The organism is Streptomyces sp. P9-2B-2, assembly GCF_030406865.1.
GTDB lineage: Bacteria > Actinomycetota > Actinomycetes > Streptomycetales > Streptomycetaceae > Streptomyces > Streptomyces platensis.
Genome location: NZ_CP129126.1, coordinates 6,978,785 through 6,998,973 on the forward strand (window position 1 = coordinate 6,978,785; position 20,189 = coordinate 6,998,973).

The following is a 20,189-nucleotide window of genomic DNA, read 5'->3' on the forward strand; positions in this document are numbered from 1 at the left end:
CCGCGTGGAGCCCGGCCGAACCCTGCACCAGCCGAGTTCAGAGGTTGATTTGAGCTTCACCGGCGCAGCGGCGGTGCTGCGCGGTGCCGCGGCGGGCTCCACTCTGCTGCACCGCGCTGACCGGCGCGAGCCCGCCCCGACGGTGGCCTGATCGGACCGGGTGCCGGCCGGGTGGCGCCCCGGCCCGCTCGCTTCTCACCCGGTGCGCGGCAGCGCCCCACGGGTGGGACCGATGGGCGACTGCGCCAAGTAGCCGGCGAGAGTGCCGCGGGTGCGTCGAAGGGTGGCCATCTGCGCGTCCATGGGCGGGCACTGCCCGACGACCGGGTCCGTGCCTACCTGCGGACGGCGCTGCGGGCCGGCCCGGCCGACCTCTCGCTGATCGCCACGGTCTACTCCCCGGCAGGCGAGTTCACCGTGACCGGGCCTGATGTGGAGCCTGAGCTGCTGGTCCGTACGGCACCGCCGGCAACCGGCCCCGAGGGACCGCTGGCCCTGGCGGCGGTCGAGCACGAACGGGAACTCCCGGCGGTGAAACATATCGGCGAGGTGGCCAAGACGTATCGCCTCCGCCAGGCCGTCGAACAGGGATGTGACGATGCGGCCTTCGTCGACCGGCGGGGCCGGCTGAGCGAGGCCACTATTTGGAACCTGGCCTTCTCTTCCCTGCCGGTGTGAGGGGCGGGGCGGGGCGGGCGTGGTCCTCCCCGCGGGGAAACCGCGGGCGGGCACCGCACGCCCATGCCGCTTCCGTATCGCCTCGGGACGCGGTGACCACCTACGGCCGTCGTACGCGTGGGAGAGGTCAGAAGCGACCGTCCCCCTCGGCCGACAGGGCCCTCCGCAGCGCGGGGTGGTCGGCCACGACCGTGCAGGAACCCGGCGCGATCTCCGTGAACCCGGCGTCCCGCACCACGGGCAGACCGCTGCGGGTGAGCGCGTCCCACTCCGCGGGCTCGGCGGACCGCACCGACAGCGGGAACCCGGCCGCCCGCCAGGACGCCCGCTCCTCCTCGGACAGCTCCCACCACGCCAACTGCGCGCCGTGCCCGGCCTGCGCCATCTCCTTGCCCGCCGACATCTCCAGCTCGGGGTTGAACCACAGGACCGGGCCGTCGGAGGGCGCCCCGGGCGGCTGCGGATCATCCAGCTCGGTGCCCGAGACCTGGAGGCGCGCCAGGTCCTTCGGCCAGCCGTCCAGAGGCACCGGCGGGAAGACCCGTACCTCGGCCTCGTGGCCGGTGACCGTGATGCCCGGCAGCGCCGTCGCCCGCCGCCACTCGGCGCGGCGCGCCCGCCGCACCACCTTCCGGATCCGGGCGTCCTGCCAGTCCCGCACCGCCGCGGCCCACTCGCCGTCCCCGGCCGACCGCTCGTCCGACAGCAGCACCAGCACCGCCCGCGCCGCCGTCTCCAGCGCGTCCGTACGGGCCGGCGGGGCCTCCCGCTCGATCCGGACGACGAGCGGCAGCACGAACTGCGGCGCCGCGTCCCGGTCGGTCTCTGCGTGCGCGAAGGGGCTGGCGGCGCTGTTGTCGGACGGTTCGGCGGTCTCGGTGCTGGTCACCCGCCCAGTCTGCCAGCCGCCACCGACAGCGCCCCGGCCCGTATCCGGCTCTCCGGCCCTCGCCGGGCCACGGCGAGGGCCAACTCCGTCTGTCCGGCACGCGGTTGGGGCGCGTACGGTCCGGCGCTGGACGCGCCCCCGGGCAGGCACCCGGCGGCCGCTTTGGCTACCGTGGGGGGCCTGGAGCGGCGGGGCCGCCAGGAGGCAGCGGAGGTGCCGGGACGTATGAGGCTGGACGGGGTGGGGCGGCGGTACGGGGTGCGCGGCCCCTGGGTGCTGCGGGAGGTGGACCTCGACGTGCCCGCCCGCGCGCTGCTGCGCGTCGAGGGCACCAACGGCAGCGGGAAATCCACCCTGCTGCGACTGCTCGCCGGAATCGACCGGCCCAGCACCGGACGGATCACCGGCCGCCCGCGCACCGCCTATGTGCCCGAACGCTTCCCGGTCGCCCTCCCCTTCACCGCCGTCGGCTACCTCACCCACCTCGGCCGCATCCACGGTCTGCCCGGACCCGAAGCGACCCGCCGCGCCACCGAGTGGCTGGAACGCTTCGGGGCGGCCGGGCATGCGCGGACCCGGCTGGCCGAGCTGTCCAAGGGGACGAGCCAGAAGGTCGCGGTCGCCCAGGCGCTGCTCGCCGAGCCCGAGCTGCTGGTCCTGGACGAGGCCTGGACGGGTCTGGACGGCGGCGCGCGCGAGGTGCTCGACCGGGCGGTCGCCGAACGGGTCGCGGACGGCGGCACCGTCGTGTTCGTCGACCACGACCCGCAACGGCTGGCGGGCGCCGCCGACGCCCGCTACCGGGTCGTGGACGGACGGCTGCTGACCCACGAGGAGAGCGGCCCGACGGCGGGTATGACGGCCGCGGCCGGTCCCCGGGTGCTCATCGAGGCCGAGGGCGCAGCGGGGCGTCTGCCGGACGATGGAGCGCCGCGGCTGCCCGGCGGGCCGGAGATCGCGCCCGGACCGGACGGGACGACCCGGCTGACGGTGCCGGCCGCCCACTCCGACGCCCTGCTGCGCGCGCTGCTCACCGCCCGTCCGCCCTGGCACATCCGCTCGGTCACCGCCGTCCCGCCGCCGCACGCCGCCGCCCTGTCTGCCACCGACGATTCCCCCGCACCCCATGAGGCGCCCCTCCCGTGATCGCTCTCCTCCGCTACCAGACCGCCCTGCTCATCGGCTCGCACCGCTGGCTGCCGCCGGTCATCCTCTACGCCGCCTGGCTGGCCATCGGCGTCCAGAGCGGCGGGCCGATCCTCGACGCGTTCGGCTACGCCGCCGGCGGGCTGCTGCCGGCCGCCGTATGGCTGACCCGGGTCTGTGTCACCAACGAGCCGCCGGCCGCCCGCAATTGCGCCGCGGCGGCCGCCGGGCCCGGCCGGGTACACCTCGCCTGTGTACTGACCGCGGCCGTCACCGGGCTGCTGCTGGCACTGGTCGGCACGGCCGTGGTCGTGCTGCTGTCGGACCCGCGCTCCACCGACCTCCGGGTGGCCGTCCCGGTCCCGGCCGCGGCGTTCGCCGGGCTGCTCGCCGCGCTGGTGTGTCTGCTCATGGGCATCGCCATCGGCGCGCTGAGCAACTGGCCGGTGCTGCGCAGCACCGGCTGGAGCATCCCGACGGGTCTGCTCGCCGCCCTGCTGCTGTTGGTGCTGGCCGCCTCGCCCGCCAACGCCGCCGTATCGGGCCTGGTCACCGGCTCCGTCCACGGAACGATCAACACCCCGTGGCTGCCCCTCGCCGCCACCGGCCTCCTCGCGGCCGCCGCCACGGCAGTCGCGTGCGCCATCAGCTCACGGCGGGGGTGACGGGGGAAGCCCGCACGGAAGGGGAGCTGACGGGGAAAGCCCGCGCGGAAGGGGCTCCCGAGCTCTCCCCCGCCCCCTCCCCCTCTCCCCCTTCGGGGGAGGGGGCGGGGGGTGGGTTCGGGGGTGGGGGGAGCGGCCCCCGCCGCAACGTCAGCGGAGTCCGGGCGACGGCGCAGCGTCAGAGGTACCAGGACCCCGGCACAGCGTCACGGGTACCAGGACCCCGGCACAACGTCAGTGATGCGGGGCCCAGTCACCGCGTCAGCGCCACCAGCCCCCCCCGCCTCACCTCAGCCATGCCAGAGGCCCCTCACCGCCCCTCAGTGATGCCAAGGCCCCGTAACCGCGAACGTCGTCCCCGGTGTGTAGCAGTTGACGTACATCGTGCGGTGGCCGGGTGAGAACGTCACGCCGGCGAACTCGCCCCACTCCGGTTTCTGCGGGGTGCCGATGTTCTGCCGGCCGCGGGCCATCGGGTAGACCTCGCCGCGCCGGGTGAGGCCGAAGACGTGCTGGGCGCCCTCGCCGTCCTCGCAGACCATCAGGCCGCCGCTGGGTGCGAGGCAGATGTTGTCGGGGGATTCGCCGGGCAGTTGGAGGTCGGTGTCCGGGCCGAAGACGACGACCTGGGTCAGCTGCCGCTTCTTCGGGTCGTACTTCCAGACCTGTCCGTAGTGGTCGGCCGCCGAGCCGTCCGCGCGGTGGGCGAAGCTGGAGATGAAGTAGACGCAGGAGCCGCCCCAGTAGCAGCCCTCCAGCTTCTGGGCGTGGGTGATGCCCTGGGGGCCGAAGTCCTGGAAGCGGATGGGGGTCTGACGGGCCAGCGGGTCGGGCACATCGACCCAGGTGACGTGGTCGAAGGTGGTGCCGGGCCGCTGGATGGTGGAGAGGTCGGGCACCCCGGGGACGCGCAGCGCCTGGAGGCGGCCGCCGGCCCGGAGTGAACCGCGGCCGCCCCTCGGCTTCTCGGGCAGAAAGCGGTAGAAGAGGCCGAACGGCTTCTCGAAGGCGTCCTCGGTCTCGTAGACGATGCCGGTGCCGGGGTCCACGGCGATCGCCTCGTGCTGGAAGCGGCCCATCGCGGTCAGCGGGACGGCTCCGGTGCGCCGCGGGTCGTAGGGGTCGACCTCGAAGATGAAGCCGTGGTCCTTGGTGTAGTTCTCCTCACCGGCCCGGAGTTCGGTCTCCTCGCAGGTCAGCCAGGTGTTCCAGGGGGTGGGGCCGCCCGCGCAGTTGGTGGAGGTGCCGGCGATGGCGACCCGCTCGGAGAGCACCTTGTTGTCCCGGTCGAGTGCGAGGGCCGTACAGCCGCCCTCGCCACCGGGGTCGTACGTCAGATCGCGGATCCGGGGGACGGCCTGCCGGGAGTTCGTACGGTTCTCGTGGTTGCGGACCAGGTGGGTGCCGCCGCTGCGGCCGGGGAAGGCCGACATCCCGTCACAGTTGCTGGGGACCTTGCCCTCTCCCGAGTGCAGTGGGTCGCCCTCCCGGGACAGGACCCGGTAGCGGAAGCCCCGGGGGAGGTCGAGCAGACCGTCCGGGTCCGGCACCAGCGGGCCGTAGCCGCGCTGTCCCATGCTCTGGGCGGTCGCGGTTCCCGTGAAGAGCTCCGTGAGGCTTCCGGAGAAGGCGATTCCCGCTCCCAGCGCACCGGTGCGTGCCAGGATCTGACGTCGTGTCGCGGACATGGGCAACTCCCTGTTGGCGGACAGGTGGCGTGACCCGCTCGTGTGTACCACGCGGCCGGGCCGCCGGGAACCAGCCCGGCGGGCACCAACCGGGTGTGGCCGCCGTTCCGCCTACCGCGCGTCGGTCACCAGGGGGCCCGCGTCGCGCGCCAGCGCCGTCAGCCGGGAGATCGCCCGGAAGTACTTCTTGCGGTAGCCGCCGCGCAGCATCTCGTCGCTGAACAGCTCGCCGAAGGCCTTGCCGGAGGTCACCACCGGCACCTCACGGTCGTAGAGCCGGTCCGCGAGGACGACCAGCCGCAGTGCCGTGGACTGGTCGGGCACCGCCTGGACGTCGGTGAGGCAGACCGCCTCGATCCCGTCGCACATGGCGCCGTAGCGGCTGGGGTGCACCTTGGACAGATGGTCCAGCAGGGCGGGGAAGTCGTCGAGCGAGGCGCCGGGGGTGCGGTAGGCGGTGCGCGTGACGGTCTCGTCGTCGTACGGGGCGGGCGCCTCGGGCAGACCGCGGTGACGGTAGTCCTCGCCGTCGATGCGCAGCGGTCGGAACTGGGCGCTCAGCCCCTGGATCTCGCGCAGGAAGTCGGCGGCGGCGAACCGGCCCTCGCCGAGCTTGCCGGGGAGGGTGTTGGAGGTGGCGGCCAGCGCCACCCCGGCGTCCACCAGCTTGCCGAGCAGGGTGGAGACCAGGACCGTGTCACCGGGGTCGTCGAGTTCGAACTCGTCGATGCACAGCAGCTTGTGCTCGCCGAGCGTCTTGACGGTCTGCTGGAAGCCGAGCGCGCCGACGAGGTTGGTCAGCTCGACGAAGGTGCCGAAGGCCTTGCGCTCGGCCGGGGCGGGGGTGGCGTGCCACAGGGAGGCGAGCAGGTGGGTCTTGCCGACGCCGTAGCCGCCGTCCAGATAGACCCCGCGCGGGCCCTGGGGGGCGGCCGGCTTCCTGGCGAACCAGCGCCGCTTGCCCGCACCCGCCCGCCCGGCGTCGATACCGTCCGCGAAGTCGCTCAGGACCTGTACGGCCTCGGACTGGCTGGGCTGCTTCGTGTCCGGGATGTAGGTGTCGAAGCGGGCGCCCTGGAAGCGCGGCGGCGGCACCATCTCGGCGACCAGGCGGTCGGCCGGGACGTGCGGGGCGCGGGCGGTGAGGGCGGCGGGCACCGCGTCGTCACCGCCGGCCGGCGGTCCGGCGGTCGGGTCGGTCTGCGGGGCGGAGGGCTGGGAAGGCGACACAGCCGTCCAGCCTATCGCGTGCGCGGTACCCGCCGGTCCGGTGAGCGAGGCATGTCACACTGCCGCCATGCGACGCCTGTTCCCGCTCCCCGCCCCTCCCGCATCGGCCTCTGACCTCGACGGCAGTGGGGCGGCGACGACCGACCTCACCGACCGCGAGTGGACGCTGGACGAGCTGGCCGAGGCCTATGCGTACCCGGCGGCGGACGACCCGGCGCGCTCCGGGCGCACCGGCTGGCTGCGGGCGAACATGGTGTCCTCCCTGGACGGCGCGGCCCATCACGACGGCCGCTCGCAGCCGCTGTCCGGCGCGGCCGACATGCGGATCTTCGGGGTGCTGCGGGGGCTCGCGGACGCCGTGGTGGTGGGGGCGGAGACGGTGCGGCAGGAGGGCTACCGGCCGGGCCGCGCCCGGGAGGCGTTCGCCGCCCGCCGGGCCGCCGCGGGCCAGGGCCCGGCCCCGGCCATCGCCGTGGTGACCGCCGGTCTCGGGCTGGACTTCACCCTGCCCCTGTTCACCGAGCCGCTGGTGCCCACCGTGGTGCTGACCGGTGCGGCGGCGCCGGCGGACCGGGTGGCCGAGGCCCGTGCGGCGGGCGCCGAGGTGCTGTTCGCGGGGGAGGGGCTGGGGGTCGATCCGGCCCGGGTGGCCGGGGTGCTGGCCGGGCGGGGGCATCACCGGCTGCTGACGGAGGGCGGGCCGCGGCTGCTGGGGCAGCTGGTGGCGGCGGACGCACTGGACGAGATGTGTCTGTCGCTGGCGCCGGTGGTCGCCCTGGGTGACGCGGCGAGGATCATGAACGGTCCGGCCGTCGCGGTGCCGGAGCGGTTCGCCCTGGCATCGGTGTTGGAAGAGGCCGGGTTCCTGTTCACTCGCTACCGTCGGTCCTGACAATCAGCGGAACAGCCTGTTCCGCTTAGCTTCCGTTGGGCACACTGAAAGCCAACAGGTCCCGCGTGGCGACGGGGCAGGATGGTGTCTGTCGGGCTCCGTGCCATGCGGCGCCCCGAAGAGAAGAAGGGCGTCCGTCGTGTTCACGAGCGTATTGATGATCGAGAAGCCTCTGACGCCCGCCGACGTGGAGTTTGTGACCACCCTGCACGGCGATGACCGGATCTCGTTCGTCGTGCTCATGCAGCCGCGGGGCAAGCAGGACGTGCTGCTGCGGGCCATCGACGACGTCGCGCTCGGCGAGTTCGACGACGCCGTACGGGAGGCCGAGGAACCGGGCGGCAACCAGGCCGAGGCCCCCGCCGAGCTGGCCCTGGCGCACACCCTCCAGTCGCTGCGCGCCGCCGGTTCGGAGGCCGTCGGGCAGGTGGTCGAGGACAAACCGCTGGATCTGCTGCGGTCCATCGTCGACGAGACCGGCGCGGACGAGGTGATCGTGCTGACCACCCCGCACTTCGTCGAGGAGTTCTTCCACCGCGACTGGGCCTCCCGGGCCCGCCACAAGGTCGGCGTCCCGGTGCTCAAGCTCTTCTCGCACGCGGCGGACGACCAGCCTCAGGACACCGCGGGCGGCTGAGGACGGCGCGGAGCCGGGCCTCCTGGAGGTCCGGCTCCTGTACGCCGGGGGCCGGCCCGCTCGGCGGGAGATCAGCGGCGGCCGCCGTGGTGCGGGCGGAGCCGGCCGTCCCGCACCTCGGCGACCTCGTCCGCCGCGTCCAGATGCGCGGGGTCGTGGGTGACCAGCACCGTTGCCGTGGCGCGCTCCTTGGTGAGGGTGCGCAGCAGCGCGAGCACCGCGGCGCCCCGCTCGTGGTCCAGGGCGCTGGTCGGCTCGTCCACCAGCAGCACCGCGGGCTCGTTCATCAGCGCCCGGGCGATATTGACCCGCTGCCGCTGACCGCCCGACAGCTGATGCGGCCGCCGGTCCGCCAGCTCCGCCAGGCCGACCGCCGCCAGTAGTTCCCGCGCCCGGGAGCGCGCCGCACGGGGCGGGCGGCCGTCCAGATGGGCCATCACCTGGAGCTGCTCGGCGGCCGTCAGTGAGGGCAGCAGGTTCGGCTGCTGGAAGACCGTGCCGATGGTGGTGCGGCGCAGCGCCGTCAGCTCCGCGCGGCCCCGTCCCGCCGTGTCGGTGCCGTCGATCACCACCCGTCCGCGGTCCGGGCGGATCAGTGTCGCGGCGACCGCGAGCAGGCTGGACTTCCCGGATCCGGACGGCCCGATCACCGCCGTCAGACCGCCGGCGGGCACGGTCAGCGAGACCCGGTCCAGCGCGGTCAGCCGGGCGTCGCCGTCGGGGTAGGTGAGGGTGACATCGGTCAGTTCGAGGCTCATCGGGCACTTCCCAGGGCGGTCAGCGGGTCGACGGAGGTGACGCGGCGGATGGCGAGCGCGGCACCGGCGGCGCCCAGCGCGATCATGATCAGGGCCGGGACCAGCACCGTCGGCGGATCGAGCACGAACGGCACGGTGCCGCCCAGCGCCGCGCCCACCGCCGCCGCCAGGCCGGTGCCCAGCGCGGTCCCGGCCACCAGCAGGACGACGGCCTGGCCGAGCGCGTCCCGCAGCAGCGCGCCGGTCGAGGCGCCCAGCGCCTTCAGCACCGCGACATCGCCGCTGCGCTGGATCGTCCACACGGTGAAGAACGCGCCGATGACCAGCGCGGAGATGGCGAACAGAAAGCCGCGCATCAGCTGGAGCGAACCGTTCTCGGCGGTGAAGGAGCCGATGGCCCGTACGGCGTCGTCGGTGGTGACGGTCTTCGTGCCGAGCTGCTGGTCGGCGGCGGCCAGACCGGCCGACCCGGTGGTGGAGAGGGCGAGCACCGTCGCCCCGGCGGGGCCGTCGCCAGGGCCCTTGCCGTGCGCGGCCGGACCGGAGCCGCCCGCGAGCCGTTGCCAGTCGCCCAGCGACGTCCACACCACCGGGGTGTGGCTGTACATCGCCGCGCCCGACACCGCCGCGACCTCGAAGGTCCGCCCGCCCAGCGTCAGCCGCCCGCCGGCCCGCAGCCCGAGCGACGCGGCGGCCTTGCCCGACAGCACCACCGCCCCGTCGGCGACCCGCTCCGGCGCCGGCCGGGACCCCGGCCGCACCCCGAACGCCGACACCGCGGCGGTCCGGCCGCCCGCCTCGGCCCGGGTCGTCGTGATGCCCAGCGGCTCGGCGTGCCGTACGCCCGGGACCCGCGCCCAGGCCCGCACGCTCCGCTCCGGCAGCCGCGAATCGGTGAACGCGAGCTCGCTGCCGTCGGCGGGTGCCGAGAACACCAGATGGTCGGCGGGCAGTCCGGTGACCGCCGAGGTGTTCTCCCGGCCCAGGCCCGCCGTCAGGCCCGACAGCAGGCCCACCAGCACCGTGATCAGCACGATGACGGTGCCCATCAGGGCGAACCGCCCCTGGGCGTATCTCAGGTCTCTCCAGGCGACGAACACGGGCTGCCCTCTTCGGGTCGGGGGCCGCCGGACCCGACTGCCCGGCGGCTGGTCCCCACCGTCGCCTCCCGGACGGGGCCGCGGCATCGCGCCGGGGAGGGGTCCGCCGGCGTCGAAAGGTGCGTCCCGCGGTCAATCCTTTGGTTGATGCCGCCGGGTGAACGGGGCCCTTAGCCTGAAGGGGCCGTGACCGAAGAAGCCGTGACCGCTCACTCCCTCACCCCCGTCCTGCGGGCCCTGCGCAGCTGCCTGCATCTGATGGTGGCCGCGCTCCTCGCGCTCGCCGCCGTACGGGCGGTGGCCGACCGCACCCCGGACGCGCCCGCCGTGCTCGCCGCCGCGGCGGCGCTGTGCGCGCTCTACGTGACCGGCCCCCGGCTGCCCCGGCTGCGCACCTCCACCGGCGCCGCCGCCCTCTGGCTCGCCGCCCTGGGCCTGGTCTGGCTGGTCCTGCTGGCCCTCACCCCGGACGGCGTCTGGGTGGCCTTCCCGCTGTTCTTCGTCCAGCTGCATCTGCTGCCGCCGCGCTGGGCCCTGCCCGCCGTCGCGGCCACCACCCTCGCCGCCATCGCCGGATTCGGCCGGCACACCCACACCCTCAGCGTCGGTACGGTGCTCGGCCCGGCCCTGGGTGCCGCCGTCGCGGTCGCCGTCGTCCTCGGGTACGAGGCGCTCTACCGGGAGAGCGAACAGCGCCGCCGCCTCATCGAGGAGCTCACCGCGACCCGCGGCGAACTGGCCGACGCCGAACACGCCGCCGGTGTGCTCGCCGAACGCGAACGGCTGGCCCGCGAGATCCACGACACCCTCGCGCAGGGCCTGTCCAGCATCCAGCTGCTGCTGCGGGCCGCCGAGCGCGCCCTGCCGGAGCGGCCCGGCAGCGCCCTCGGCCACGTCCGGCAGGCCCGTACCGCCGCCGTCGACAACCTCGCCGAGGCACGCCGCTTCGTACGCGCGCTCAGCCCGCCCGACCTGGAGGCCGGGTCGCTGCCCGCCGCCCTGGAACGGGTCTGCGCCACCACGGCCCGCACCTCCGGCCTCGCCGTGCACTGCCAGGTCTCCGGCGTGCCCACCGTGCTGCCCACCCCGCACGAGGTGGCGCTGCTGCGCATCGCCCAGTCCGCGCTCGCCAACACCGTCCGGCATGCCGCCGCGGGCCGCGTCGAGCTGACCCTCAGCTACATGGACACCGAGGTCGCGCTGGACATCGTCGACGACGGCACCGGCTTCGTCCCCGCCGAGGTGCCCGTCCCCGGCTCCGCCGCGGTCCCCGGCACCGGCTTCGGGCTCGCCGCGATGCGCGCCCGGGCCCGCGCCCTCCAGGGCACCCTCGTCGTCGAGTCCGCCCCGGGGGAGGGCACCGCGGTCGCCGTCACCCTGCCCTGCCCCGCGCCTGCGCCTGCGTCCGAAGCCGCGCCCGCGCCCGACGCCGCACCGGAGGCCGCCTCGTGACCGCGCCGGACTCCCCGGAGCCCCCGGCCTCGCCCGCACGTCCCCCGCGCATCCGGCTGCTGCTCGCCGACGACCACCCCGTGGTCCGCGCCGGACTGCGCGCCGTCCTGGAGACCGAGGACGACTTCGAGATCGTCGCCGACGTACCGACCGCCGAGCAGGCCGTCGGCCTCGCCGCCCGGCTCGATGTCGACGTGGTCCTCATGGACCTCCAGTTCGGCGGCCGGATGCTCGGCTCACAGGCCACCGCCGCGATCGCCGCCGCCCCCGGCGCCCCGCGCGTCCTCGTCCTGACCACCTTCGACACCGACGCCGACATCCTCGCCGCCATCGAGGCCGGCGCCACCGGCTACCTCCTCAAGGACGCCCCGCCGGAGGAGCTGGCCGCCGCGGTACGCACCGCCGCCGCCGGGAAGTCGGCCCTCGCCCCCACCGTCGCGCTGCGCCTCATGGACCGGATGCGCGCCCCCGCCACCGCGCTCTCCCGCCGCGAGACCGAGGTCCTCCAGCTCGTCGCCGACGGGCTGTCGAACGCGGCGATCAGTAAACAGCTCTTCCTCAGCCAGGCGACCGTCAAGTCCCACCTCGTCCACATTTACTCCAAGCTGGGCGTGGACTCCCGTACGTCCGCGGTCGCCGCCGCCACCGCACAGGGCCTGATCCGCCGCTGACCTCCGGCCCGGCACCGGAGCGCGCACCCGGCCGGGGTCCGCGGACCGGTTCTGTCGGTGCCGGGTGCGAGAATCATCGACAGCACGACCGAACGGCAGCACACCGCTCGCGATGATCGACGATCAGGGAGACGCACCATGGCACCCGCCATCCCAGCCTCGATGGACCGGCCGCACTTCATCGGCATCGGCGGAGCCGGTATGTCGGGCATCGCCAAGATCCTTGCGCAGCGCGGCGCCCAGGTGGCGGGCAGCGACGCCAAGGATTCCGCGACCGCCCAGGCCCTGCGCGCCCTCGGCGCCACGGTCCACATCGGCCACGCCGCCGGGCATCTCGCCGAGGACGCCACCAGCGTCGTCGTCTCCTCCGCGATCCGCCCCGACAACCCCGAGCTGGCCGCCGCCCATGAGCGCGGCATCCCCGTCGTGCACCGCTCCGACGCCCTCGCCTCCCTCATGGACGGCCTGCGCCCCATCGCCGTGGCGGGCACCCACGGCAAGACGACGACGACCTCCATGCTCGCCGTCTCCCTCGGCGCCCTCGGCCTCAAGCCGTCCTACGCCATCGGCGGCGACCTCGACGCCCCGGGGTCCAACGCCGAGCACGGCACCGGCGAGATCTTCGTCGCCGAGGCCGACGAGAGCGACCGCAGCTTCCACAAGTACGCGCCCGAGGTCGCGATCATCCTCAATGTGGAGCTGGACCACCACGCCAACTACGCCTCGATGGACGAGATCTACGAGTCCTTCGAGACCTTCGTCGGCCGCATCCGCCCCGGCGGCACCCTGGTCATCGCCGCCGACCAGCCCGGCGCCCGCGAGCTGACCGAGCGGATCTCCGGCCGCTACGACATCGAGGTCGTCACCTACGGCGAGTCCGAGGACGCCGACGTCCGCATCCTCAAGGTCAACCCCCGCGGCCTGACCAGCGATGTCACCGTCACCCTGACCAGCGGCAAGATCCTCACCTTCACGGTCTCCGTCCCCGGCCGGCACTACGCCCACAACGCCGTCGCCGCGCTGGCCGCCGGTGTCGCCCTGGGCCTCGCACCGCACAACCTCGCCTCCGCGCTCGGCAAGTACACCGGCGTCAAGCGCCGCCTCCAGCTCAAGGGCGAGGCGGCCGGCGTCCAGGTCATCGACTCCTACGCGCACCACCCCACGGAGATGACCGCCGACCTGGAGGCGATCCGCGGCGCCGCCGAGGGCGCCCGGGTGCTGGTCGTCTTCCAGCCGCATCTCTTCTCCCGCACCCAGGAGCTGGGCACGGAGATGGGCCAGGCGCTCGCCCTCGCCGACGCCTCCGTCGTGCTGGACATCTACCCGGCGCGGGAGGACCCGATCCCGGGCATCACCAGCGCCCTGATCATCGACGCCGCGCGCACCGCGGGCGCCGATGTCACCCCCGAGCACGACCAGGCCGCCGTCCCGGAGGTCATCGCCGGAATGGCGAAGCCCGGTGACCTTGTTCTCACCATGGGCGCGGGCGATGTGACCGACCTCGGCCCCGCCATCCTGTCCCGCCTGGGCAGCTGAGCTGAGGAGGACCCTGATGCCGTACGAGATCGACAAGCCCGACGAGCAGTGGCGCGCCGAGCTGAGCCCCGCGGAGTACCAGGTGCTCCGTAAGGCCGGCACCGAGCCCGCCTTCGTCGGCGAATACACCGACACCAAGACCGAGGGCGTCTACTCCTGCCGCGCCTGCGGTGCCGAGCTCTTCCGCTCCGACACCAAGTTCGAGAGCCACTGCGGCTGGCCGTCCTTCTACGACGCCCGCGACTCCGACGCCGTGGAGCTCATCGCCGACAACTCCCACGGCATGGTGCGGACCGAGGTGCGGTGCGCCCGCTGCGGCTCGCACCTCGGGCACGTCTTCGAGGGCGAGGGCTACCCCACCCCCACCGACCAGCGGTACTGCATCAACTCGATCTCGCTCCGCCTGACGGCTGACGAGGACTGACGCGCCACCGGCTGTTGTCGGGACTGGCGGATGCCCGCACAGGGAACCAGGGAGCCTTGTGCGGGCATCGGTTTGCCTTGGGGCGGTTGTGTCACGGGGTGATCGCAGGCACCCCGTGAGGCCGCCCGCGCGCCTTCCACCTCGTACGACGCCCCTAGGATGAACGGCGTCCGGTCAACACGACTTGACGGTGCCGGACGGACAGGACAACGGGGAGACAATGACCAGCCCGACCCAGGCCCCAGAACAGCCCAGGACCCATGAGCCCCACCCCTACATCGGGGGCCGCGATGCCGCGCTGCGCGCGCTCACCGCGTGGCGGACGGAGCGGCCGGGCGCGCCTCGGGTCGTCATCCTGACCGGAAGTCCGGGCACCGGGTGTTCGCGGCTGCTCACGGGGTTCCTGATGCTCTGCGACCCGGAGTACCGCAAGGGGCTCGACCTGGACGCGCTCGATCCGGCGACCGTACCTCCGGACCTGCCCGCACCCGCGGTGCCGGGCGTCGCCGGGCTGACGGCAGCGCAGACCCTGTGGCTGCTCGCCGATCACTACGGGCTGTCCGCGACCCGTACCGCCGACATCTTCCCAGAACTCGGTCAACTCCCGTTGTCCGGGCGGCCGGTGACGATCGTGGTGGCGGATGTGGACCGGGCCGGTCCGGTACGGGGGACGGGTGAGCCCGCGCGCGTGGTGCGGGACGCGCTGAAGCCCCTCGCCGCCGTCGAGTCCCTACGCCTTCTCGCCGACGTGCCCCGGGAGTTCGCCGTCGAGCTCGCCGAGGGCCTGCCGCCCGGCGTGGCCCAGATCATCGACCTCGACGCACCCGAGTGGGCCGACCCCGAAGGGCTTGTGCTGCAGGCCGAGGCGCTGCTCAATCCCCAATTCGGCGCCCCGGAGCTGCCGTTCACGACCGAACCCGACGCTCGGCGCGCGCTCGCCGAGATGATCGCCCGGAGCGCGGGAGACGGCGCGGGCAGCCGCCTGACCGTGCATCTCGCCGTGCAGTCGATCCTGATGCACCCGGAGGGGTTCGACCCGGCGGACGCGAGCCAACTGCCCGACAGCGTCGGCGAAGTGCTCGATCTGCACGCCCAGCGACTTGGCGTCCACCCCCGCACCCTGCGGCAGATCCTCGCGCCCCTCGCCCTTGCCGAGGGCGACGGCCTGCCCGTGCACCTGCTGACCCCGCTCGCCTCCGCCGTCGCCGGACGGGACATCAGCGAGGACATGGCGCAGGGCATGCTGCTCGTCGCCCCCTTCATCCGCCCCGTCGAGAGGGCCGGCGAAGGCATCCCCGAGGACGAACGGACGCTCCTCGGATTGCCGCACCCGGGCATCGGCGAGGCCGTTCGGGCCGGCATTCCGGATATTCCGGGTGCTCAGACGCGGATCGCCATGGAGTTGCTGGAGGCCGTACCCGATCAGGACTGGGGGAAGGCAGGGGCGTATGTGCGCGATGACATCGCGGGACACACCCTGGAGGCCGGTTTGCTCCCCCGGCTCCTCACCGACCCCGGCCTGTTCGCCCACGCCGATCCGGTGCGGTTGCGCGCCGCGGTGGAGGCCGTACCCCCGGAGCAGTTGGGCGCACCGGCGCGCACCTATCTGCGTACGGCCCCGCTGCTCACCCGCACCCAGGCACCCGCCCTCCTTCGAGCGGCGCTCCTGGAGACCGCGTTCGTCGAAGACGGACTGCCGGAGTACGCGGCGGTGTTGCGCCGCCTGGTGCCCGAGCTTCCCTGGCACACCCTGTGGAGCGCACCGGTCGCCGGGGTCGACGCCGTGACCGTCGGCACCCTGCCCCCGTCCACGGCCGCGTCGGACGGCGCCGCGGAGACGGCCCCGCTCGCGGTCGCCGTGTGCACAGTGCCTCAAGGCACCCCGGGTTCAAGCCCGTTGCAGGCCGACGATCCCAAGGCCCCGGCCCTGCTGGTGCAGGACCTCGCCACCGGCTCCGTCATCGATGCCGACCCGACCCGGGTCCTGCGCCCCTCGGATGACGAGCGCGCCACGGGGCCGCTCGGGTTCAGCCGCGGCGCCGACTATGTACGCGTCTGGCATCGCGGCGAGCAGAAGGGCGACGAGAAGATCGTCACGGCCCTGATCTCCGCCACGCCCTTCACGGGAACCGACCTTTCCCCCGATGGCATCCTCGTCGTGGCCACGGAGAGCGGTGTGAAGGCGCTGCGGATCCGCCCGGCGCAGCCCTACGCCACGACCGCCCGGCGCTCCGTACCCGACCCCCGGGCAGCCGAGCCCGAGCCCGAGCCCGCACAGGCCCCCGAGCCCCAGCCGGCAGCCGCACAGGCTCCACAAGCCCCCGGGCCCGATGCCCACCCGACCGCCTGACACCCACCCACCGCAGACCGTTAGCCTCAAAGCCTCAAAGGCCCGAAGCCTTTCGAAGGCGCCCGCATCAGACCGCCTGCACCCAGGCCCACTCGGACGAGGGCCGCAGAGCGTGCCGGGCACCGACCCCGGCCGCACCGGCCCCGTCCGTCCGAAGACTCAAAGGGAGTTCCCGTGATCAGCCAGGAGCAGGCGCTCGCGACCGCCGAGGGGTGGCTCAACCCCGAGGGACAGGAGCGCCGTGAGGTGCGGATGCAGGAGTTCGATCTGGGCTGGGTGGTGTGGGCCGCGGCCCCGCCGATCGAGCGTGACCCGGTCACGGGCAAGCGCCGGCCGCCGGCCACGATCGGCCACTCCTGCGGTGTGGTCGACCGCCGCACCGGCGAACTGAGCACCTGGCCCTCCGTGCCGGTCGAGGAGGTCGTGCGGAGGTATCAGCAAGAGCACGGTGACGGTCAGGAGGCCGCGTCGTCCGAGCAGCCGCCGGTCACCGGCCCCGGCAACACCACGGTCCTCACCTATGTCGACCCGAGCACCGGCGAGGAGACGAGCCTCGTCAAGAACTCCGCCCCCGGAGAGCCGCACTCCGAGTACCAGGCCCTGGTGGAGGTCGAAGACCTCGGCGTCCCCGCGCAGAACGTGGTCGCCATCCACACCGACCTCAGCTCCAGCCTGCTCCCCGGCGGGTACCCGGGCCTGCTGCTCGGCCGTCGCTTCCCCAACGCCCGGTTCTCCTGCACGCATGAGTACGGCCCGCGGGGCGAGGAGCGCGCCCAGGCGATCACCGGGCTGATCCAGCACGTCGAGAAGGTGCACCAGATCGCGGGACAGCAGCCGCCGCCCCGGCCGCACCGGGCGCCGGTGCCGACCGACGTCGAGCCGGCCGAGCAGCTCAGCGATGCTGCCCTGGGCCGCGAGCTGACGGAGGCCTTCGGCGCCGACGACGTACATCGCTACGACGCCGACGACGTGGCGGGCACCCCGCTCCCCGAGGCAGCCAAGGCCACGCTGACATGGGCCGGGCTTCCGACCGTCGTCCCGTTCTTCTTCACGGCTGACAGCCCGGAGGCGGAGCTTCCGGCCGGCCTGTTCGGCAATGCCGCCGCGCACCTGCGCGAGGTCGGCTCCCAGGCGAGCGCCGACACCCTCGCGTTCCTGGAGGGTCACGTCAGGATCGGCACCGACGGGATCGCTCTGATCACCGTCCAGTGCACGGGGTCCGATCTGGAGGGTGAGCCGGTCGGCCAGCTCTGGGCCGTCACTCCGGAAACCGGCGCGGGCCGCCGTGTCAACGCCTCGGTGTCCGCGTTCGCCCGCTCCCTCGCGCTCCTGGACACCACACGCGAAGAGATGATCGCGCTCGACCCGGTCATGGCGGGCAGCGCCGTCGCCGGCTTCCAGGAGCAGCTCGTCGCCATCGACGCATCGGCCCTGGACGACCCGAGGAACTGGTGGTCGGTGATCGTCGAGCAGATGTGGCACGGGTTGTTCTGACCGACCCCCATCGCCTTGGCGGCGTGGCGCGTTGCCGACAATGCGCCACGCCTCTTCGCGTAGATACGCATGCGAGGTCTTTGGAGGACGAGAAGTGAGTAGTCGCGACACCATTGCTCTCTGGCACGGGATTCAGCGAAATACCGGGAGCGCCAGCTTCTCAGTGAACGATATCTACCGGGATGGCGACGCATCGGTCAGGGTTCGGCTCGTGACCGGCGCCACCGAGGAGCAGTGTCACATCCTCCGCATGGGTGAGACCTTCCCCGTGGGCGGCGAGACGTGGCGGCTCGCAGAGTTGACGGGTTGGCCGAGCGAGGACGACTGGACCGTGGTGCTGCGCCGCGTCGCGGCTGCCCCGGCCTGAGAGTACGTAACGGACGCGCCTGACCGGACGGCGAGGACGGCCGAGACAGCCAAGACGGGGGAGGAGTACCGGAACATGGGCCGGCGCCACGAAGTGGACGGTTACACCGCCGAGTTGGACGACGGCTTCCAGGTCGTCCACCGCAATCCACGCGGCAAGAAGCTTCAGCAGGTACCCGATTGGCTCGCGGACAGCGAAGGCGTACGCCGGCTGTACCGCCTGCGGCGGGCGCTGACCGGGCACCGCAGGCATGCGCGTGTGCAGGCAGAAGCCTGGGCCACCGCAGGCACGCGCGTGCCCATGGCCCTCGCCGAGTCCGACCCCGTATGGCGCGAGGCACTCGACGACGCCGGCGTAGAGCCGGTGGCAGACCCGCCGTCCGCACCGGATGCCGACGAGGCGGCGCTGATCGCGCGGACGTACGTCCACCCCGACGACCACACCATGACGCTCCTCCTGAGGGCCCCCTTCGCCCGCCACTGGGACGCGTTTGTGGCATCGCAGGAGGACTGGGCGCTCACGGACACCTTCGCCACCGGCATCCGGGTTCCCGGGGACACCGAACCCACGTTTCCCGAGCGGCTGATGGCGGCGCACCCCGGCCGGGAGCAGGAGGCCCTGGAGGCGGTCTACGCCTTCGGCTGGAGCCTCTGGGGCAGCCCGTCTCTCTACAAGTCCCTCTTGGACGGCGACCTGGCGCACCTGGCCGCGACGGCACCCAGGTTCCTCCCCGCCGTCCTCGACGAACTCGCCGACATGTGCCTGAAGGCGGGCGGAAAGCACCAGGAGCACGCCACCGGGTACTTCACGCGCGCCAGGAACGCCGAACGTGAGCAGCACACCAAGCTGGACGAGCGATGGCTGGACGCGCGATACGCCACCTTCGCGGACCACGGAGCGCTGGCGACCGGGGCGGTACGCGCGCGTGCCAAGGAGCTGGCTCCCCGGGGCGCGGTGGTCTCGCCGGACCAGCTCCGGCACTTCCGCGACGTACTGGTGCGACGCGTACACACGCCCCACGACCTGTATCCGGGCATGGCCGCGGATCTGCGCAAGGTGGCCCGGGCGGCGGGAGCGAATCCCGAGTCCGAAGTGGCCGCACTGCTCGCGGCCATCGTGCCGAGGACCGGGCTGTGCGCGGGAGACACGGACAAGTTCTGGGCCGACGCCCTGAAGGGGAAGGCCCTGGAGCTGCTGGTCGAGCGACGCCCGGAGACGGTGCACGACGTACTGTGGCTGATCCCCGACGACGCGAACAGTCCGGAGGACTGGCTGTCGCTGCTCCGACGAAGCGGCGCCCTGGCCCTGTTGACGGGTGAGCGCCCGGGGCTCCCCGCCGGTGAGGCCGCCCGTCTGCTGCACGACTGCCTCGCGAGCGAACCGACGTCGCGGGTGCGCAGTGACGAGCTGTACGACCTGGCGGTGCGCCTCGCCCCACGCCTGGCGGCCGACGCCGTTCCGGTGCGCCTGCCGTATCCCGCGCCCGGCCGCAGGCGGGCCCCCATCCCGCTCGACCTGGCGGACGAACTCCTCGAACACGGCGTTCCGTTGGCCGACCCGCCGCGGAAACTGGGCAGCCCGGGTGCCGCCCACATGGTCGTGCACCGGCGCCCCCACCTGAGCCGGCTGCTCGCCGACCCCCGCTTCGCCCGCGAGCTGCGCAGCGCGCTTAACGCCGAACTCGAGCTGGAAGGGTTGCCGGAGGCGGGGGTGTCCTACCACCGTCACTATCGCCCGCACCGCGACGCGGAACTCAACAGCTGGCGCAGCACCCCGGGCATCTGCCGCACGCCCCTGGGCCGTGAGGTGCTGCGCGCCTGGCTGGACCGCCAGCGCGAACGCCTGCGCGCAGGGCTCGACCTGAACGGGCTCGTGCGTGTGCTCGCCCCCTTCGTGCACATCGGCGGGGTCGTCGACGAGCTGCTCAAGGACGAGGCGGCGGCACGGGAGTTCGCGGCCGTGGACGTGGTCGCGCTGGTCCTGGCCGACCTTCCGACCGAGGCCGACCGCCCAGCGATCGAGGCGCTGATGGCCACGATGCGCCCCCAGGACCTGATCGGCACCAGGCCCATGCCGGATCTGCGCACACGGATCGATGAGACCTTCCCCGACCTGTCCGATGCGCAGGCCACCCGGGCCTGGAAGGCGCTCCAGACGGGGGTCAACTGCCAGGCGGGGCTGAGGCGGCTTGTTGGTCGCCTCTCCGACTGAT

Annotated in this window: 18 protein-coding genes and 1 pseudogene; 14 read left to right on the forward strand and 5 right to left on the reverse strand. The window is 73.5% G+C overall.

The window, feature by feature from the left end; genetic code table 11:
* Window positions 1–4: 4 nt before the first annotated feature.
* Window positions 5–151 carry a hypothetical protein gene (locus QT196_RS30690; RefSeq protein ID WP_290356087.1) on the forward strand — a complete coding sequence of 49 codons (147 nt, stop codon included), beginning with the start codon at window positions 5–7 and terminating at the stop codon, window positions 149–151.
* Between the two features lie 146 nt (window positions 152–297).
* Window positions 298–660, forward strand: a pseudogene (locus QT196_RS30695) (aminotransferase class IV); the annotation flags it as partial.
* A 145-nt stretch (window positions 661–805) separates the two neighbouring features.
* On the opposite strand, the gene QT196_RS30700 reads toward QT196_RS30695, so the two are convergent.
* Window positions 806–1,567: an aminoacyl-tRNA hydrolase gene (locus tag QT196_RS30700; RefSeq protein ID WP_290356088.1), complete on the reverse strand. Its 762-nt coding sequence runs from the start codon at window positions 1,565–1,567 to the stop codon at window positions 806–808.
* Between the two features lie 225 nt (window positions 1,568–1,792).
* Between QT196_RS30700 and QT196_RS30705 the strand changes: the two genes are divergently transcribed.
* Both QT196_RS30705 and QT196_RS30710 read left to right on the forward strand, forming a co-directional pair.
* Window positions 1,793–2,713, forward strand: a complete 921-nt coding sequence (locus tag QT196_RS30705) for an ABC transporter ATP-binding protein (RefSeq protein ID WP_266731694.1) — start codon at window positions 1,793–1,795, stop codon at window positions 2,711–2,713.
* Window positions 2,710–3,378, forward strand: a complete 669-nt coding sequence (locus tag QT196_RS30710; protein ID WP_290356089.1) for an ABC transporter — start codon at window positions 2,710–2,712, stop codon at window positions 3,376–3,378. Before QT196_RS30705 ends, QT196_RS30710 begins: the two co-directional genes overlap by 4 nt.
* Window positions 3,379–3,698: 320 nt before the next feature.
* Here QT196_RS30710 and QT196_RS30715 read toward each other — a convergent pair whose 3' ends face one another.
* Together QT196_RS30715 and zapE are read right to left on the reverse strand one after the other, a co-directional pair.
* Entirely contained in the window at window positions 3,699–5,066 is a 1,368-nt protein-coding gene (locus QT196_RS30715) for an alkaline phosphatase PhoX (RefSeq protein WP_290356090.1), read from the reverse strand.
* Between the two features lie 111 nt (window positions 5,067–5,177).
* Complete coding sequence (gene zapE / locus QT196_RS30720; RefSeq protein WP_211117453.1) at window positions 5,178–6,296, reverse strand: cell division protein ZapE; 1,119 nt, start codon at window positions 6,294–6,296, stop codon at window positions 5,178–5,180.
* Between the two features lie 67 nt (window positions 6,297–6,363).
* Here zapE and QT196_RS30725 point away from each other — a divergent pair, with 67 nt between their 5' ends.
* Both QT196_RS30725 and QT196_RS30730 read left to right on the forward strand, forming a co-directional pair.
* Window positions 6,364–7,188 carry a pyrimidine reductase family protein gene (locus QT196_RS30725; RefSeq protein ID WP_168481878.1) on the forward strand — a complete coding sequence of 275 codons (825 nt, stop codon included), beginning with the start codon at window positions 6,364–6,366 and terminating at the stop codon, window positions 7,186–7,188.
* A gap of 157 nt (window positions 7,189–7,345) precedes the next feature.
* Window positions 7,346–7,825 (forward strand): indole-3-glycerol phosphate synthase, encoded by a 480-nt coding sequence (locus QT196_RS30730; protein ID WP_168481880.1) that lies wholly within the window; start codon window positions 7,346–7,348, stop codon window positions 7,823–7,825.
* A gap of 71 nt (window positions 7,826–7,896) precedes the next feature.
* Here QT196_RS30730 and QT196_RS30735 read toward each other — a convergent pair whose 3' ends face one another.
* Entirely contained in the window at window positions 7,897–8,583 is a 687-nt protein-coding gene (locus tag QT196_RS30735) for an ABC transporter ATP-binding protein (protein WP_290356091.1), read from the reverse strand.
* Window positions 8,580–9,683 carry an FtsX-like permease family protein gene (locus tag QT196_RS30740; RefSeq protein WP_290356092.1) on the reverse strand — a complete coding sequence of 368 codons (1,104 nt, stop codon included), beginning with the start codon at window positions 9,681–9,683 and terminating at the stop codon, window positions 8,580–8,582. The genes QT196_RS30735 and QT196_RS30740 overlap by 4 nt, the downstream gene beginning before the upstream one ends.
* A 186-nt stretch (window positions 9,684–9,869) precedes the next feature.
* On the opposite strand from QT196_RS30740, the gene QT196_RS30745 reads away from it, so the two are divergent.
* The 8 genes from QT196_RS30745 to QT196_RS30780 all read left to right on the forward strand — a co-directional run bounded on the left by QT196_RS30745 (window position 9,870) and on the right by QT196_RS30780 (window position 20,188).
* Window positions 9,870–11,135, forward strand: a complete 1,266-nt coding sequence (locus QT196_RS30745; RefSeq protein WP_266731707.1) for a sensor histidine kinase — start codon at window positions 9,870–9,872, stop codon at window positions 11,133–11,135.
* The gene (locus tag QT196_RS30750) at window positions 11,132–11,806 is read left to right on the forward strand and encodes a response regulator transcription factor (protein ID WP_290356093.1); all 675 of its coding nucleotides are present in this window, start codon (window positions 11,132–11,134) and stop codon (window positions 11,804–11,806) included. The genes QT196_RS30745 and QT196_RS30750 overlap by 4 nt, the downstream gene beginning before the upstream one ends.
* 138 nt (window positions 11,807–11,944) lie before the next feature.
* Window positions 11,945–13,342: a UDP-N-acetylmuramate--L-alanine ligase gene (gene murC, locus QT196_RS30755; protein WP_168481889.1), complete on the forward strand. Its 1,398-nt coding sequence runs from the start codon at window positions 11,945–11,947 to the stop codon at window positions 13,340–13,342.
* A 16-nt stretch (window positions 13,343–13,358) separates the two neighbouring features.
* Window positions 13,359–13,766 carry a peptide-methionine (R)-S-oxide reductase MsrB gene (gene msrB, locus QT196_RS30760; RefSeq protein WP_290356094.1) on the forward strand — a complete coding sequence of 136 codons (408 nt, stop codon included), beginning with the start codon at window positions 13,359–13,361 and terminating at the stop codon, window positions 13,764–13,766.
* Window positions 13,767–13,986: 220 nt separating this feature from the next.
* A complete protein-coding gene (locus QT196_RS30765) occupies window positions 13,987–16,116 on the forward strand; it encodes an ATP-binding protein (protein ID WP_290356095.1) in 2,130 nt (709 codons plus the stop codon).
* Between the two features lie 174 nt (window positions 16,117–16,290).
* Window positions 16,291–17,610, forward strand: a complete 1,320-nt coding sequence (locus QT196_RS30770; protein WP_168481893.1) for an SUKH-4 family immunity protein — start codon at window positions 16,291–16,293, stop codon at window positions 17,608–17,610.
* Between the two features lie 40 nt (window positions 17,611–17,650).
* Window positions 17,651–17,977 (forward strand): DUF6406 domain-containing protein, encoded by a 327-nt coding sequence (locus QT196_RS30775; RefSeq protein ID WP_266731715.1) that lies wholly within the window; start codon window positions 17,651–17,653, stop codon window positions 17,975–17,977.
* Between the two features lie 75 nt (window positions 17,978–18,052).
* A complete protein-coding gene (locus QT196_RS30780) occupies window positions 18,053–20,188 on the forward strand; it encodes a hypothetical protein (RefSeq protein WP_266731717.1) in 2,136 nt (711 codons plus the stop codon).
* Window position 20,189 lies beyond the last annotated feature (1 nt).

What these genes read in the sequence shown, in the direction of transcription:
- QT196_RS30775 (WP_266731715.1), top strand. Translation starts at nt 17,651, where the DNA reads ATGCGCCACGCCTCTTCGCGTAGATACGCATGCGAGGTCTTTGGAGGA.
- QT196_RS30735 (WP_290356091.1), bottom strand. Translation starts at nt 8,583, where the DNA reads ATGAGCCTCGAACTGACCGATGTCACCCTCACCTACCCCGACGGCGAC.
- QT196_RS30715 (WP_290356090.1), bottom strand. Translation starts at nt 5,066, where the DNA reads ATGTCCGCGACACGACGTCAGATCCTGGCACGCACCGGTGCGCTGGGA.
- msrB (WP_290356094.1), top strand. Translation starts at nt 13,359, where the DNA reads ATGCCGTACGAGATCGACAAGCCCGACGAGCAGTGGCGCGCCGAGCTG.
- QT196_RS30780 (WP_266731717.1), top strand. Translation starts at nt 18,053, where the DNA reads ATGGGCCGGCGCCACGAAGTGGACGGTTACACCGCCGAGTTGGACGAC.
- QT196_RS30765 (WP_290356095.1), top strand. Translation starts at nt 13,987, where the DNA reads ATGACCAGCCCGACCCAGGCCCCAGAACAGCCCAGGACCCATGAGCCC.
- murC (WP_168481889.1), top strand. Translation starts at nt 11,945, where the DNA reads ATGGCACCCGCCATCCCAGCCTCGATGGACCGGCCGCACTTCATCGGC.
- QT196_RS30730 (WP_168481880.1), top strand. Translation starts at nt 7,346, where the DNA reads ATGATCGAGAAGCCTCTGACGCCCGCCGACGTGGAGTTTGTGACCACC.
- QT196_RS30705 (WP_266731694.1), top strand. Translation starts at nt 1,793, where the DNA reads ATGAGGCTGGACGGGGTGGGGCGGCGGTACGGGGTGCGCGGCCCCTGG.
- QT196_RS30725 (WP_168481878.1), top strand. Translation starts at nt 6,364, where the DNA reads ATGCGACGCCTGTTCCCGCTCCCCGCCCCTCCCGCATCGGCCTCTGAC.